This window comes from Streptomyces sp. (assembly GCF_031181555.1).
GTDB lineage: Bacteria > Actinomycetota > Actinomycetes > Streptomycetales > Streptomycetaceae > Streptomyces > Streptomyces fimbriatus.
The window spans coordinates 1-14,754 of record NZ_JAPSKQ010000079.1; the positions used below are offsets into that span (position 1 = coordinate 1).

General features: G+C 74.3%; 13 protein-coding genes. 6 read left to right on the top strand and 7 right to left on the bottom strand.

The genetic code is table 11. The annotated features are described in order from the left end of the window. Positions 1–301: 301 nt before the first annotated feature. Positions 302–490, top strand: coding sequence for a hypothetical protein (locus tag RIM90_RS17595; RefSeq protein WP_309061663.1), 189 nt, complete (start codon positions 302–304; stop codon positions 488–490). Continuing rightward, positions 484–933 carry a ricin-type beta-trefoil lectin domain protein gene (locus RIM90_RS17600; RefSeq protein WP_375165469.1) on the top strand — a complete coding sequence of 150 codons (450 nt, stop codon included), beginning with the start codon at positions 484–486 and terminating at the stop codon, positions 931–933. Before RIM90_RS17595 ends, RIM90_RS17600 begins: the two co-directional genes overlap by 7 nt. Here RIM90_RS17600 and hutI read toward each other — a convergent pair. The 4 genes from hutI to hutU are packed head-to-tail and all read right to left on the bottom strand — an operon-like array spanning position 873 to position 6,359. Continuing rightward, positions 873–2,048, bottom strand: coding sequence for an imidazolonepropionase (hutI, locus tag RIM90_RS17605; RefSeq protein ID WP_309061664.1), 1,176 nt, complete (start codon positions 2,046–2,048; stop codon positions 873–875). The genes RIM90_RS17600 and hutI overlap by 61 nt on opposite strands. A 44-nt stretch (positions 2,049–2,092) precedes the next feature. Continuing rightward, positions 2,093–3,478, bottom strand: coding sequence for a formimidoylglutamate deiminase (locus RIM90_RS17610; protein ID WP_309061665.1), 1,386 nt, complete (start codon positions 3,476–3,478; stop codon positions 2,093–2,095). Next, positions 3,475–4,698, bottom strand: coding sequence for an allantoate amidohydrolase (locus RIM90_RS17615; RefSeq protein WP_309061666.1), 1,224 nt, complete (start codon positions 4,696–4,698; stop codon positions 3,475–3,477). Before RIM90_RS17615 ends, RIM90_RS17610 begins: the two co-directional genes overlap by 4 nt. Then, positions 4,695–6,359: a urocanate hydratase gene (hutU, locus tag RIM90_RS17620; protein ID WP_309061667.1), complete on the bottom strand. Its 1,665-nt coding sequence runs from the start codon at positions 6,357–6,359 to the stop codon at positions 4,695–4,697. Before hutU ends, RIM90_RS17615 begins: the two co-directional genes overlap by 4 nt. A 154-nt stretch (positions 6,360–6,513) precedes the next feature. Between hutU and RIM90_RS17625 the strand changes: the two genes are divergently transcribed. Continuing rightward, on the top strand, positions 6,514–7,938 hold the full coding sequence (locus RIM90_RS17625; protein WP_309061668.1) for a diaminopimelate decarboxylase: 1,425 nt from the start codon (positions 6,514–6,516) through the stop codon (positions 7,936–7,938). Positions 7,939–8,044: 106 nt separating this feature from the next. On the opposite strand, the gene RIM90_RS17630 is transcribed toward RIM90_RS17625, so the two are convergent. Then, positions 8,045–8,629, bottom strand: a complete 585-nt coding sequence (locus RIM90_RS17630; RefSeq protein WP_309061669.1) for a hypothetical protein — start codon at positions 8,627–8,629, stop codon at positions 8,045–8,047. Positions 8,630–8,804: 175 nt separating this feature from the next. Then, entirely contained in the window at positions 8,805–9,647 is an 843-nt protein-coding gene (locus tag RIM90_RS17635) for a MurR/RpiR family transcriptional regulator (RefSeq protein WP_309061670.1), read from the bottom strand. A gap of 212 nt (positions 9,648–9,859) precedes the next feature. Here RIM90_RS17635 and RIM90_RS17640 point away from each other — a divergent pair, with 212 nt between their 5' ends. Continuing rightward, positions 9,860–10,282, top strand: a complete 423-nt coding sequence (locus RIM90_RS17640; RefSeq protein WP_309061685.1) for a hypothetical protein — start codon at positions 9,860–9,862, stop codon at positions 10,280–10,282. A gap of 339 nt (positions 10,283–10,621) precedes the next feature. Here RIM90_RS17640 and RIM90_RS17645 read toward each other — a convergent pair whose 3' ends face one another. Further along, positions 10,622–12,010: a cystathionine beta-synthase gene (locus RIM90_RS17645; protein WP_309061671.1), complete on the bottom strand. Its 1,389-nt coding sequence runs from the start codon at positions 12,008–12,010 to the stop codon at positions 10,622–10,624. Positions 12,011–12,172: 162 nt separating this feature from the next. Between RIM90_RS17645 and RIM90_RS17650 the strand changes: the two genes are divergently transcribed. Together RIM90_RS17650 and RIM90_RS17655 are read left to right on the top strand one after the other, a co-directional pair. Next, complete coding sequence (locus tag RIM90_RS17650; RefSeq protein WP_309061672.1) at positions 12,173–13,222, top strand: SGNH/GDSL hydrolase family protein; 1,050 nt, start codon at positions 12,173–12,175, stop codon at positions 13,220–13,222. A 244-nt stretch (positions 13,223–13,466) separates the two neighbouring features. Further along, complete coding sequence (locus RIM90_RS17655; protein ID WP_309061673.1) at positions 13,467–14,687, top strand: acetyl-CoA C-acetyltransferase; 1,221 nt, start codon at positions 13,467–13,469, stop codon at positions 14,685–14,687. Positions 14,688–14,754 lie beyond the last annotated feature (67 nt).

Here is a 14,754-nt window from a genome sequence, read left to right on the forward strand (position 1 = left end):
CGCGCCTGCTGTCGCGGACGCTGGTGAAACTGCGCAAGGGGCTGACCGTCGAGGAGTGACGGGACCGCGTCCCGCGCCCGGTGGGCGCCGGATGTCCCCGCGGACACCGGGCGCCCGCCGGGCACGGAACGCACCTCATTACCCCCGCTCACCCCTTTCCCCCGAGGCCTCTTCCTCCACCACGGGCACGCCGAACCGGCCGGCAGGTCAGAAACCCGGACCGGGCCGCCGTGCGGCGGCCCGGGTGCGAGGGGGCGGTGGATGGCTCGGGACGACGGAACCGCCCACGGCGACGCGTCCGGTGAACGGGTCCTCGGACGCACACGCCGGTGCGCACGTCGGCGCGTCCGGCACCCGGCTGACGGAGGCGCTGCGCGCCGACACCCCGACCGCGTACGCGGCCCTGCGGGAACTGCGCACCCGGCCCCCTCCCCCACCCGCGCCGCACCGGCACCCCGGCCGCCGGGCGGTACGTACGCGCAGGTGGTGAACCCCGCCTCGGGCCTGTGCCTGAGCATCGACGGCGACCCGGAGAACCGGACGGACGTCGTCACCGCCCGCTGCTCCTCCCCACCCGCCCAACGGTGGCGGTTCGACGCCGCGCGCGGCGTGCTGCAGTCGTCCGCCGATCCGGACCACTGCCTGGACAGCCGCGGTGCGGTGGACCGGGGCGTCGGCATCTGGGCGTGCGACTCGGTGGACGGGCGCAACGGGCAGAACCTGCGTTTCGCCGTCGGCACCCGCGGGGTGATCCGCCCGGCCGTCGCGCCGGACCACGCCGTGGCGCCGGCCGGCGGCGACTCGCTCGCCCTGGCCGGGAGGCGGGGCGGACGGACCGGCGGTGGCGGGCGGGAGCGGTCTGGACGCCCGGCTCAGACCACGCGGACGCCTCGCCGCCAGACCCCCGCGACCAGGGGGACGCCGGGGCGGTAGGCGAGGTGGACGTGGCTCGGGGCGTCGAGGAGGAGCAGGTCGGCGCGGGCGCCGGGAGCGAGGCGGCCGATGTCGGTGCGGCGCAGGGCCGCCGCGCCGCCCGCCGTGGCCGACCAGACGGCCTCGTCCGGCGTCATGCCCATGTCCCGCACGGCGAGCGCGACGCAGAACGGCACCGAGGACGTGAAGGACGACCCCGGATTGCAGTCCGTGGACAGCGCGACGGTGACGCCCGCGTCGAGCAGCCGGCGCGCGTCGGGCCACTCGGCGCGGGTGGAGAACTCGGCACCGGGGAGCAGTGTGGCGACGGTCGCGCTGTTCGCCAGCGCGTCCACGTCGGCGTCGGTGAGGTGGGTGCAGTGGTCGGCGCTGGCCGCGTCGAGTTCCACGGCGAGCTGGACGCCGGGGCCGTGGGAGAGCTGGTTGGCGTGGACGCGCGGGTGCAGGCCCCTGGCCTTTCCGGCGGTGAGGACGGCGCGGGCCTGGTCGCCGTCGAAGGCGCCCTTCTCGCAGAAGACGTCGATCCAGCGGGCGTGCGGGGCGCAGGCGTCGAGCATCTCACCGGTGACCAGGTCCACGTAGGCGGCCGGGTCCCCGGCGTACTCGGGCGCGACGATGTGGGCGCCGAGGTAGGTGACCTCGTCGGTGTGGCGGGCGGCCAGGCGCAGGGCGCGGGCCTCGTCCTCGACGGTGAGGCCGTAGCCGGACTTGGTCTCGAAGGTCGTGGTGCCCTGGCGGAGCGCCTCGGCGAGGAGACGGGTGAGGTTCCCCTCCAGCTCCGTGTCGGTGGCGGCCCGGGTGGCGGCGACGGTGGTGCGGATGCCGCCCGCGCCGTAGGGGCGGCCGGACATGCGGGCGTTGAACTCCTCGGTGCGGTCGCCCGCGAAGACCAGGTGGGAGTGGGAGTCGACGAAGCCCGGGAGCACCGCCCGGCCTTCGGCGTCGACCCGGTTGTCAGTGGCGGGTGCTTTGCTTGATGCACCGGTCCACACGACCCGGTCGCCCTCGATGACGACGGCCGCGTCCCGGACGAGTCCGAGGGGGGAGAGGTCACCGAGGGAGGGGTCGTTGGTGACGAGTGCGGCGATGTTGGTGATGGCGGTGCTGCTGCTCATGACGTCCTCGTGGGTTGCCGTGGTCGGGGCGGGCGGCGTGCCGGTCAGTCCCGCAGGGCGGCGACGGACCGCGCCAGGGCCTGCGGCACATCGGGCACGAGCGTGTGCGCCCCGTCGCGGACGACGTGCCGTCCTGCGACGACGGTGTGCCGTACGTCCGCCGCGGTCGCCGCGAATACGGCCGTCTCGGCGCCGAGTGCGGGCGGCGGCCCCGCCGTTCTGACCGAGTCGAGCGCGAGCGTGGTGAAGTCCGCGAGGGCGCCCGGCCGGAGGGTGCCCGCGTCGTGCCAGCCGAGGGCGGCGTGGCCGTCGGCGGTGGCGGCCCGCAGCAGCGCCGCCGCGGTCCAGTGGCCGCGGGTCCGGCTGCGCAGCCGCTCGTTGAGCTCCATCGCGCGGGCCTCTTCGAGCAGGTCGATCACGGCGTGGCTGTCGGAGCCGAGGCTCAGCGGCGAACCGGCCCGCTGGAGGGCGACGGCGGGCCCGATGCCGTCGGCGAGGTCCCGTTCCGTCGTCGGGCACATGCACGTGCCGGTACCGCTGCCGCCGATCAGGGCGATGTCCTCGTCGGTGAGGTGCGTGTTGTGGACGCCGGTGGTGCGGGGGCCGAGGACGCCGTGGTCGGCGAGGAGCCGGGTGGGAGTGCGGCCGTGCGCCTCGCGGCAGGCGTCGTTCTCGGCGGTCTGCTCGGACAGGTGCACGTGCAGCGGGGCCTGCCGCTCCTCCGCCCACCGTGCCACGGTCGCCAACTGGCCGGCGGGCACGGCCCGTACGGAGTGGACGGCGGCGCCGATCCGCGCGTGATCCCGTTCCTTGAGAACTGCACAGCGTTCGGCCCAGGCCTCCGCGGTCCCGTCGGAGAAGCGGAGCTGATGGGTGTTCGGGGGCTGCCCGAAGCCGGCGGACAGGTAGCAGGTGTCGAGAAGGGTGATGCGGATCCCGGCCTCGGCGGCGGCCGCGATCAGGGCCTCGCCCATGACGTTGGGGTCGGCGTAGGGGGTGCCGCCGGGGGCGTGGTGCACGTAGTGGAACTCGCCGACGGCGGTGATGCCGGCGAGGGCCATCTCGGCGTACGCCGCGCGGGCGAGCGAGTGGTAGCTGTCCGGGGTGAGCCTCTCGGCGCATCCGTACATCGCCTCGCGCCACGTCCAGAACGTGTCGGGCGCCCGCTCGCCGTCCGCTCCCCGCGCACGCGGGGACGGTCCGGTGCCGGCGCCGGCCTGGACGGTGCCGCGCAGGGCCCGGTGGAAGGCGTGCGAGTGGGTGTTGGCGAGCCCGGGGAGGGTGAGCCCCCGCAGGACCTCGGCGCCGGGCGGTGGAACGGGGACGGCCGTCCGGACGGCCGTGATCCGCCCGCTGCCGGTGTCGAGTGCGACACCGCTCTCCACCCGCCCGTCGATCCAGGCGTGTTCCAGCCAGTACGTCCGTGTCACGCGCAGGCCAGCCCTTCCAGTACGTCGGCGAGTGCGAGCACCCCGGCCACGCAGTCGTCCTCGGTGGCGAACTCGGCCGGGGAGTGCGAGACGCCGGTGGGGTTGCGCACGAACAGCATGGCGGTCGGGATGCGCCCGGAGAGGATTCCGGCGTCGTGTCCGGCGCCGGTGCCGAGGACCGGGACCCGCAGGGCGGGGTCGGTGTCCTTGCCGAGGATGCGCGCCAGTTCGTCGCGCAGGGCGTGGTCGAACTCGACGACGGGCGTGAAGGACTCGCGTTCGACGCCGAGGACGACGCCGTGCGCCTCGGCGTGGGCGCGGGCGGCCTTCTCCACTCCGTCCACCACGGCGTCCAGGGCCTCCTGCCCGGCGGCTCGGGCGTCGAGCCAGCCGCGCACCAGGGACGGGATGGCGTTGACGCCGTTCGGCTCGACGGCGACCTTGCCGAAGGTGGCGACGGCACCGGCGCGTTCGGCCTCGCGGCGGGCGGCGAGGACGGTCTCGGCGTAGGACGGCATCGGGTCCCGGCGGTCGGCGAGGCGGGTGGTGCCGGCGTGGTTGGCCTCGCCGCGGAAGTCGAACCGCCAGCGTCCGTGCGGCCAGATGGCGCCGGCGAGGCCCACCGGGTCACCGGACAGGTCCAGGGCGCGGCCCTGTTCGACGTGGAGCTCGACGAACGCGCCGATGCGGGCGAGCCGCTCCGGGTCGGGGCCGATGGCCTCCGGGTCGTGGCCGGCGACCTCCATGGCCTGCGGGAGCGTGACCCCGTCGCCGTCGGTCAGGCGGCGGGCCTGCTCGACGGTGAGCGCCCCGGCGGTGAGCCGGGAGCCGACGCAGGCGAGGCCGAACCGGGCGCCCTCCTCGTCGCCGAAGTTGACGATGCCGACGGGCTTGGTGAACCGCGCTCCCCTTCCGCGCAGTTCGTCCAGGGCCGCGAAGGCGGACACCACACCGAGGGGGCCGTCGAAGGCGCCCCCGTCGGGCACGGAGTCCAGGTGCGATCCGGTGACGACGGCGTCCCCGGCGGCCGGGTCGCCGAGCCAGGCCCACTGGTTGCCGTTGCGGTCGGTCTCGTGGGCGAGCCCGCGGGAGCGGGCCTGCTGGGCGAACCAGGCCCGGCAGTCGGCGTCGGCCCCGGTCCACGCGAAGCGCCGGTAGCCGCCGGAGGCGGAGCTGCGGCCGATCGGCCGCAGCTCCGCCCACATGCTGTGGAAGCTCAACGGTCGTCACCCTCGCGCATCGGCACCCGGACCCCGCGCTGCCGCGCCACCGACTCGGCGATGTCGTACCCGGCGTCCACGTGCCGGATGACGCCCATGCCCGGGTCGTTGGTCAGCACCCGCCGGATCTTCTCGCCGGCGAGCGCGGTGCCGTCGGCGACCGTCACCTGGCCGGCGTGCAGGGAGCGGCCCATGCCGACCCCGCCGCCGTGGTGGACGGACACCCACGACGCGCCGGAGGCCACGTTGACCATGGCGTTCAGCAGCGGCCAGTCGGCGATCGCGTCGGAGCCGTCGAGCATCGCCTCGGTCTCGCGGTAGGGGGAGGCGACGGAGCCGCAGTCGAGGTGGTCGCGGCCGATGACGACCGGCGCGGACAGCTCCCCGCTCGCGACCATGTCGTTGAAGCGCTCACCGGCCTTGTCCCGCTCGCCGTAGCCGAGCCAGCAGATGCGCGCGGGCAGGCCCTGGAAGTGGACCCGCTCCCCGGCCATGCGGATCCAGCGGGCCAGGGACTCGTTCTCCGGGAAGAGGTCGAGGATCGCGCGGTCGGTCTTCGCGATGTCGGCGGGGTCGCCGGACAGGGCGGCCCAGCGGAAGGGGCCCTTGCCCTCGCAGAACAGCGGGCGGATGTAGGCGGGGACGAAGCCGGGGAAGGCGAACGCGCGCTCGTAGCCGGCCAGCTTGGCCTCGCCCCGGATGGAGTTGCCGTAGTCGAAGACCTCGGCGCCGGCGTCCAGGAAGCCGACCATCGCCTCGACGTGCCGGGCCATGGACTCGCGGGCGCGGGTGGTGAAGCCGGCCGGGTCCTTGGCGGCGGCGTCGGCCATGTCCTCGAAGGCGATGCCGACCGGCAGGTACGCCAGCGGGTCGTGGGCGGAGGTCTGGTCGGTGACGATGTCGATGGGGGCGCCCATGGCGAGCAGCTGCGGGACCAGCTCGGCGGCGTTGCCGAGGACGCCGATGGACAGGGCCTTGCGCCGGTCCCGGGCCTCCACCGCCAGCTGGAGGGCGTGGTCGAGGGAGTCGGCCCTCACGTCGAGGTAGCGGTGCTCGATGCGGCGGTCGATGGCGCGCGGGTCGCAGTCGACGCAGATCGCGACGCCGTCGTTCATGGTGACGGCGAGGGGCTGGGCGCCGCCCATGCCGCCGAGGCCGGCGGTGAGGGTGATGGTTCCGGCGAGGGTGCCGCCGAACTTCTTCGCGGCGACGGCGGCGAAGGTCTCGTAGGTGCCCTGGAGGATGCCCTGGGTGCCGATGTAGATCCAGGAACCGGCGGTCATCTGCCCGTACATGGTCAGGCCGAGGGCCTCCAGGCGGCGGAACTCCTCCCAGGTGGCCCAGTCGCCGACGAGGTTGGAGTTGGCGATGAGGACGCGCGGGGCCCACTCGTGGGTCTGCATGACGCCGACGGGGCGGCCGGACTGGACGAGCATCGTCTCGTCCTGCTTGAGGGTCCTCAGCGTGCGGACCATGGCGTCGAAGGAGCGCCAGTCGCGGGCCGCCTTGCCGGTGCCGCCGTAGACGACGAGCTGGTCGGGGTGCTCGGCGACCTCCGGGTCGAGGTTGTTCTGCAGCATCCGCAGGGCGGCCTCCTGCTGCCATCCCAGGGCGCTCGGCTCCGTGCCGCGCGGCGCTCGGACAGGTCGCGGTCCTGACATGGTCTGCCTCCTGGTGGCTTGCTCCCGGCTGGTTCCGCGGGCCGGACGGTCGCGACCCCGCGGTTACCGCAGATATTCACATCTTCATGCTCTGAATAGAACTAGTCAACACGTCGGTGTGCCGACGCGGGAGGGCGGGTGTTTGGCTGGGCCCATGCATGCGGACACGGAGAACACCGACAGGACGGGGGAAGCGGTGGCACACGACGACCGGGCGGGCCGCGTGAACGGACCGGACGCCGATCGGGCGGCGAGGCGGGACGAGGCGGTGCGGGCCGCCGTGGAGCAGGGGCTGCTCGGCCCCGACGTCCCCCTCGTCGGACTCCTGGACGTCACCGGTGTCCGGGAGTCGGCGGCGGAGCTGCGGGCGGCCTTCGAGGCGGTGGCGGCACCCGGGACGAACGTGCTGCACGCCTTCGCGGTGAAGGCGGCACCCCTGGTGCCGGTCCTGCGGCTGCTGCACGCGGAGGGCGTCGGCGCGGAGGTCGCGAGCCCCGGCGAGCTGGCGCTCGCGCGGACGGCCGGGGTGCCGCCGGAGCGGACGGTGCTGGACTCCCCCGCCAAGACGCCGGGCGAGCTGCGCGAGGCGCTGGCCCTGGGCATCGCCGTCAACGCGGACAACCCGCAGGAGCTGGACCGCCTCGACGCCCTGGTGCAGGAGGCCCCGGGGACCGCCTCCCCGCTCGGCATCCGCGTGAACCCGCAGGTCGGCGGGGGCACCATCGAGGCGCTGTCCACGGCGACGGCGACCTCGAAGTTCGGGGTGGCGCTGCGCGACGAGGGGGCCCGGGAGTGGGTCGTGCGGGCGTATCTGGACCGGCCGTGGCTGACCCGGCTGCACACCCACACCGGCTCCCAGGGCATCGCGCTGTCGCTGATGGCGCGGGGAGTCGCGGAGGCGTACGAGCTGGCGGAGGAGATCAACCGCCGGGCCGGGCGGCAGCAGGTCGACACCCTCGACATCGGCGGCGGGCTGCCGGTCAACTTCGCCTCCGACGCGACGAGCCCGACGTACGAGCAGTACGCGCGGCTGCTGAAGGACACGGTGCCGGGGCTGTTCGACGGGCGGTACGGGCTGGTCACCGAGTTCGGGCGGTCCCTGCTGGCCAAGCACGGCACGCTCCTCACGCGCGTGGAGTACGCCAAGCGCGCGGGCGGGCGTCCGGTCGCGGTGACGCACGCGGGCGTGCAGGTCGCGACGCGGACGGTGTACGCGCCGGGGGCGTGGCCGCTCCGGATCGCCGCCTACGACGCCAAGGGACGGCCCAAGGAGGGACCGGACGTCGTGCAGGACGTGGCGGGGCCGGCCTGCTTCGCGGGCGACCTGCTCGCCCGGGGGCAGGCGCTGCCGCTGCTGGAGCAGGGGGACCACGCGGCGGCGCTGGACACCGGCGCGTACTACTTCGCCCACCACTACGCGTACAACTCGCTCCCCCGCCCGGGCGTGTACGGCTTCGTCCCGGACGGGGCGGGCGGGGTCTCCTTCGCGGTCGTCCGCCGCGCCCAGACGATCGAGGAGATCGTGACCGAGTCGGGCGGCGACCACCCCGACGCGCTGACGTCGGGGCTCGCCCCCTGAGGGATCGCCGGGGGACCGCCGGGGAGCGCCCGCGAGGCCGCCGGAAGGCCGTGCGCCCCCGCGGGCGCCCGCTCCCGGAGCACGGAAAACCCGTCTCCGGGAGCCCTCAGACCAGGGCCGGAGTCCGGCGCCTCGCGCCGCCCGGGGCCGCGTCGCCCGCCGCGATGCCGGTGGTGCGGTAGGCCTTGACCGCCTTGCCGGCCGGGCGGCCCGCCCCCTTGTCCAGCCAGTCGACGCGCACCCACAGCAGCACCTCGCCGTCCCGCTCCAGGCGGCCGACCCAGGCCGCCTTCAGCCACAGGCCGACGCCGCACCCGGCGAGCAGCAGACCGGCGGCGGCGGGTGCCGCGAACGCGCCGCCCACGGCGGCGAGGAAGGCCAGCAGCAGCCACCAGCGGTGCCCGCGGCGCCAGTTGCGCGCGGTCACGGCGCGGTCCTGGAGCACGTCGTGCCGACTCGCCCGGGCCGCCGAGCGGGCCAGTGCGCGGTACCGCCCCCGCCGCCCGTACGCGACGACGGCCGCCGCCACGAGGAACAGCGCGGCCCCGGCCAGGACGCCGATCCGGCGTCCGGTCAGCCCGGGCACCAGCACTCCGACGCCCGCCGCGCACACGCCCAGCCACCACAGCGGCGCGGCCCCGGCCCGTACGACGACGGCCACCCGAGCCAGCCCCTGTCCTCCACGTGTCACGTCCAGCCTCCCGTCTCACGTCGCCGACGAAGTGTCCGAACGGTTCCCGGCGTTCGGACACCGTTCACCTCGGACGCACGTTAGTGACGCAAGGTGAGACGAGTCTGAGAAAGCGGCGAGTTCCGGGAAAGCGCCGGGTCCGGGAAAGCGCGGCCGTCGCGGCGGGCCCGTGCCGTCACTCCACGAACAGTCCGCGCGCCGCCGCCTTCGCGTCGAACTCCTCGAGCCGCGCCTGGGCCTCGGGCAGGTCGTCGCACATCGCCTCCAGCAGCACCCGTCCCAGCAGCATCGGCGCGCACGCCGTGTCGAAGGCGAGCCCGGTGCCGACGGCGGCGGGCAGCAGCAGGTCGGACACCTTGGCGACCGGCGCGAACGCGGAGTCGGCGACGGTGACGACGGTCAGCCCGGTCTCCTTGGCGTGCGCGAGGGCGTCGACGACCTCGCGGGGGTGCCGGGGCAGCGCGAAGCACAGCAGGGCGCTCGCCCCCGCGCGGACGGCGGCGTCGATGCGGTCGTGGAGCATCGTGCCGCCCTCGTTGAGCAGCCGTACGTCGGGATGGACCTTGGCGGCGAAGTAGGCGAAGCCGTGCGCCTGGGCCGCCGCCGCCCGCAGCCCGAGCACGGGGAGCGGCCGGCTGCCCGCGAGGATCCGTCCCGCCCGCTGCACGGGCACGGGATCGGCCAGCGCCTCCGCGAGGTGCCGCAGGTTCTCGATCTCGGCCTCGACGGCCTGCTGGTACTCGTTGTGCGCACCGGTCTCCGGCGCGGGTTCGGCGGGCGCGACCTCGCGCAGATGCCGGCGCAGGGCGGGGTAGCCGTCGAAGCCGAGGGCGACGGCGAACCGGGTCACCGAGGGCTGGCTGACCCCGGCCAGCTCGGCCAGCTCCACGCTGGACAGGAACGGCACGTCGGCGGCCCGCCGGACCATGCTGTGCGCGATGCGCCGCTGGGTCGGCGTCAGCCGGTGCCCCTCGAAGAGCGCCTGCAGGCGCGCCGCAGGGCTGTCGGTGACGCTCATGGCGTGGCTCCCCCTCGACCTATTCACCCGTCGCAATTCCTGCATGCCGTTATACAGGCGCACGCGGGCGCGCACGACCTCGGCCGGTCACCGGCCCCGGCGGACCGCCCGTCCCGGGGCGCCCCGGGACGGGGTGAACCCGAGAGTCGAGAGGGGGGCTAACCCCAGTGCCACCGGCGCCTCGCCTGCCTACCGTGGACCGCATGACCGGAATGGACGGGCGGAACACCGACCTGAAGAAGGAACTCGACGCCACCCTGCAGGCCCGCAGGGAACTGGGCGAGGAGTACGAGTCCGCGCTGGTCGACTCGTTCCTGGAGAAGGTCGACCAGCGCATCGACGGCGCGGTGGAGCGCCGGGTCCGCCGGCAGCTCGCCGAGCAGCAGATGACGGTGGCCCGGGACGCGCGGGCACCGAGGGCCACGGACACCTGGGGCGAGCGCTTCGGCTTCGGGATCGTCTCGCTGGTCCTCGCGGTGCCGCTGTCCGCGATCGGCGGGGGCGTGGCCCATCTGCCCGGTCTGCTGGTCGCCTGGCTGGGCATCGTCGGCGTCAACGTCGTGCAGGCCGTCCGCACCAACCCGGGCCTGTTCGGCCGTCGCGGGTCCGGGCAGGACGGCGACTGGAGCGACTGACCGGAAAGTCCGTGCGCGGGGACCGCCGCACCCCCGTTGCCGGGGGGCGGGACGACGGCGGTCCCCGCGGGGGACGCGGGCCGGCCGGGCCGCGCGTCCGTGGCGTCGGTGGAGGTCCGGGAGCCGCTCCGGAGGTCCTTGACGCCGTTCGTCGCCGGCCGGGGCGGGGAGCCGCTCCCGCCCCTGCCGACACCCCCAATCTGCCGGACGCGTGTTAAGCGAGTGCTGCGCGGACGTGACACGCTCGTACCGCTTCCGCGAAGTCCGCGAAGATCGCCCGCGACTCAACGCCGCGGCGTTCACCTGCGGTTCAGTCAGGGTTTCCCCGGGCTCCGCCCGTCACTTCCCGCCCTTGGCGAGGAACGACAGCAGGTCCTGACGGCTGATCACACCGGTCGGCTTGCCCTCGACGAGGACGATCGCCGCGTCCGCCTTGCCCAGCACGGCCATCAGGTCGGCCACGGGCTCGCCGGAGCCGACCTGCGGCAGCGGCGCGGACATGTGCTTCTCCAGCGGGTCGTCGAGCGAGGCGCTCCTGCTGAACAGCGCGTCCAGCAGTTCCCGCTCCACCACCGAGCCGACGACCTCGGCGGCCATCACGTCCGGGTGGCCGGCGCCCGGCTTGACGACCGGCATCTGCGAGACGCCGTACTCGCGCAGCACCTCGATGGCCTGGCCGACCGTCTCGTCGGGGTGCATGTGGACGAGGGAGGGGATGGAGCCGCCCTCCTTGTCGTCGAGGACGTCGCCGACGCGGGCGCTGGGGCCCTCGTCCTCCAGGAAGCCGTAGTCGGCCATCCACTCGTCGTTGAAGATCTTGCTGAGGTAGCCGCGCCCGCTGTCCGGCAGCAGCACCACCACGACGTCGTCCTCGCCGAGCCGCTCGGCCACCCGCAGCGCCGCCACGACCGCCATGCCGCAGGAGCCGCCGACCAGCAGGCCCTCCTCCTTGGCGAGGCGCCGGGTCATCTGGAAGGAGTCCTTGTCGGACACGGCGACGATCTCGTCCGCGACGGTGCGGTCGTAGGCGGTCGGCCAGAAGTCCTCGCCGACGCCCTCCACCAGGTACGGCCGCCCGGAGCCGCCCGAGTACACGGACCCCTCGGGGTCGGCGCCGACGACCTGGACGCGGCCGTCGCTGACCTCCTTCAGGTAGCGCCCGGTCCCGGAGATGGTGCCGCCGGTGCCGACGCCGGCCACGAAGTGGGTGATCCGCCCCTCGGTCTGCTCCCACAGCTCGGGGCCGGTGGAGTGGTAGTGGGAGAGGGGGTTGTTGGGGTTGGAGTACTGGTCCGGCTTCCAGGCCCCCGGCGTCTCACGCACCAGCCGGTCGGAGACGTTGTAGTAGGAGTCGGGGTGCTCGGGCGCCACGGCGGTGGGGCACACGACGACCTCGGCCCCGTAGGCCCGCAGCACGTTGATCTTGTCCGTGGAGACCTTGTCCGGGCACACGAAGATGCACTTGTAGCCCTTCTGCTGGGCCACGATGGCGAGCCCGACCCCGGTGTTGCCGCTGGTCGGCTCGACGATGGTGCCGCCCGGCTTGAGTTCCCCGCTCTTCTCCGCCGCCTCGATCATGCGCAGGGCGATGCGGTCCTTCACGGAGCCGCCGGGGTTGAAGTACTCCACCTTGGCCAGGACGGTCGCCCTGATGCCCTTGGTCACGCTGTTGAGCCTCACCAGCGGGGTGTTGCCGACGAGGCTGATCATCGAGTCGTGGAATTGCACCGTTGTCTCCGGATGCTGCAAAAGATGTGGTCGTGGTGGTGACGCCAGCCTAGGCCCTCCCGGCACCGATCCGGCGGGGTCGTTCACTCGCCGTTGCGATTGGGCGACGGTCCGCACGGGGCAAGCACTGGGTGTACGGCTTCGAGGAGGTGGCGGCGAGGCATGACGAGCATGTCGAGGGCGAGGGTGGCCCGGCGGATCGCGGCCGGCGCGGCATACGGCGGCGGGGGCATCGGGCTGGCCGGTGCGGCCGCCGTGGGTCTGCTGGTCGCCGAGGCCCAGCTGGCGCGGCGCCGGGTGGGCAATGGCACGACTCCTCACGTACCGAACGCGGACGGCCTGTACGGCGCCGCCTACACGGTGCCCGGCGAACCGGCGCTGCGGCTGACCATGCTGGGCGACTCCACGGCCGCCGGCCAGGGCGTGCGCCGGGCCGGGCAGGCCCCGGGCGCGCTGCTGGCGTCGGGCGTCGCCGCGATCGCGGAACGTCCCGTGGGGCTGAGCACGGTCGCGGTGCCCGGCGCGTGCTCCGACGATCTGGACCGTCAGGTGACGCTGGCCCTCGCGGACCCGTCCCGGGTGCCCGACATCTGCGTGATCATGGTCGGTGCCAACGACGTCACCCACCGCATGCCCCCCACCCGCTCGGTGCGCCACCTGTCCTCGGCGGTGCGCCGGCTGCGTACCGCCGGCGCGGAGGTCGTCGTCGGCACCTGCCCCGACCTCGGCACGATCGAGCCGGTCCGGCAGCCGCTGCGCTGGCTGGCCCGCCGCGCCTCCCGCCAGCTGGCGGCGGCGCAGACGATCGGCGCGGTCGAACAGGGCGGGCGCACGGTGTCGCTGGGCGACCTGCTGGGCCCCGAGTTCGCCGCCAACCCGCGCGAGCTCTTCGGCCCGGACAGCTACCACCCCTCCGCGGAGGGGTACGCCACGGCCGCGATGGCGGTGCTGCCGACCGTCTGCGCCGCCCTGGGCCTGTGGCCGGCCGAGGAGGAGCGTCCCGACGCCGCCCGCCGCGAGGGCTTCCTCCCGGTCGCGCGCGCGGCGGCCGAGGCCGCGTCGGAGGCCGGTACGGAGGTCACCGCGGCGATGCCCACGGGGCCCCGCGGCGCGTGGGCCCTCCTCAAGCGCCGCAGGCGCCGCGGGCTGCCGGAGGCCGAACCGGCACCGACGCCCCCCTCCCCCGCCTCGCCCACCTCGCAGCAGGGCTGAGCCCCTCCCGTCCGTCGGGGGCGCAGCCCTCCGGGGAGTGAAGTCCCGGGAGGCCCTGAAGGGAAAACCAAGCAAGCGCTTAGAAAGTTGCGGTCCATGTCACACCGCGACACCCGTGACCGAGCCCATACGTGCGGGTAACTTCCCAACCAGCCCTGCACCAACCCACCGGTACCCCCTCCCTCCGCCCGACCACCACCCCTCAACGAGGCGCTACGCGCCGCCCCTTCTCCCAGGAGCCGTGATGCCCGAAGCCGTGATCGTCTCAGCCGCCCGCTCCCCCATCGGCCGTGCCTTCAAGGGCTCCCTGAAGGACCTGCGCCCGGACGACCTGACCGCCGCGATCATCCAGGCCGCCCTCGCCAAGGTCCCCGAGCTGGACCCGAGGGACATCGACGACCTGATGCTCGGCTGCGGTCTCCCCGGCGGAGAGCAGGGCAACAACCTCGGCCGCGTCGTCGCCGTGCAGATGGGGATGGACCACCTCCCGGGCTGCACCGTCACCCGCTACTGCTCGTCCTCGCTGCAGACCTCCCGCATGGCCCTGCACGCCATCAAGGCCGGTGAGGGCGACGTCTTCATCTCGGCCGGCGTCGAGACGGTCTCCCGCTTCACCAAGGGCAACTCCGACAGCCTCCCGGACACGCGCAACCCGCTGTTCGCCGAGGCCGAGGCCCGCACCGCCGCCGTCGCCGAGTCCGAGGGCGCCGGCTGGCACGACCCGCGCGAGGACGGCCTGCTGCCCGACCCGTACATCGCGATGGGCCAGACCGCCGAGAACCTGGCCCGCCTCAAGGGCGTCACCCGCCAGGAGATGGACGAGTTCGGCGTCCGCTCGCAGAACCTCGCCGAGGAGGCCATCAAGAACGGCTTCTGGGAGCGCGAGATCACCCCGGTGACGCTCCCCGACGGCACGGTGATCAGCAAGGACGACGGCCCCCGTCCCGGCGTCACCCTGGAGGGCGTGGCCGGCCTGAAGCCCGTCTTCCGCCCCGACGGCCTGGTCACCGCCGGCAACTGCTGCCCGCTCAACGACGGCGCCGCCGCGCTCGTCGTCATGAGCGACACCAAGGCCCGCGAGCTCGGCCTCACCCCGCTCGCCCGGATCGTCTCCACCGGCGTCTCCGGCCTCTCCCCGGAGATCATGGGCCTCGGCCCGGTCGAGGCGAGCAAGCAGGCCCTGCGGCGGGCCGGTCTGACCATCGACGACATCGACCTGGTCGAGATCAACGAGGCGTTCGCCGCCCAGGTGATCCCCTCCTACCGCGACCTCGGCATCCCGCTGGAGAAGGTGAACGTCAACGGCGGCGCCATCGCCGTCGGCCACCCCTTCGGCATGACCGGCGCCCGCATCACCACCACGCTCATCAACTCCCTCCAGTTCCACGACAAGCAGTTCGGCCTGGAGACGATGTGCGTCGGCGGCGGTCAGGGCATGGCGATGGTCATCGAGCGCCTGAGCTGAGCGCCGCAGCCGCAGCCGCAGCCGCAAAGTAGCCGTCGCGGCACGGTCCGTGAGGCGCGGGCCCGGG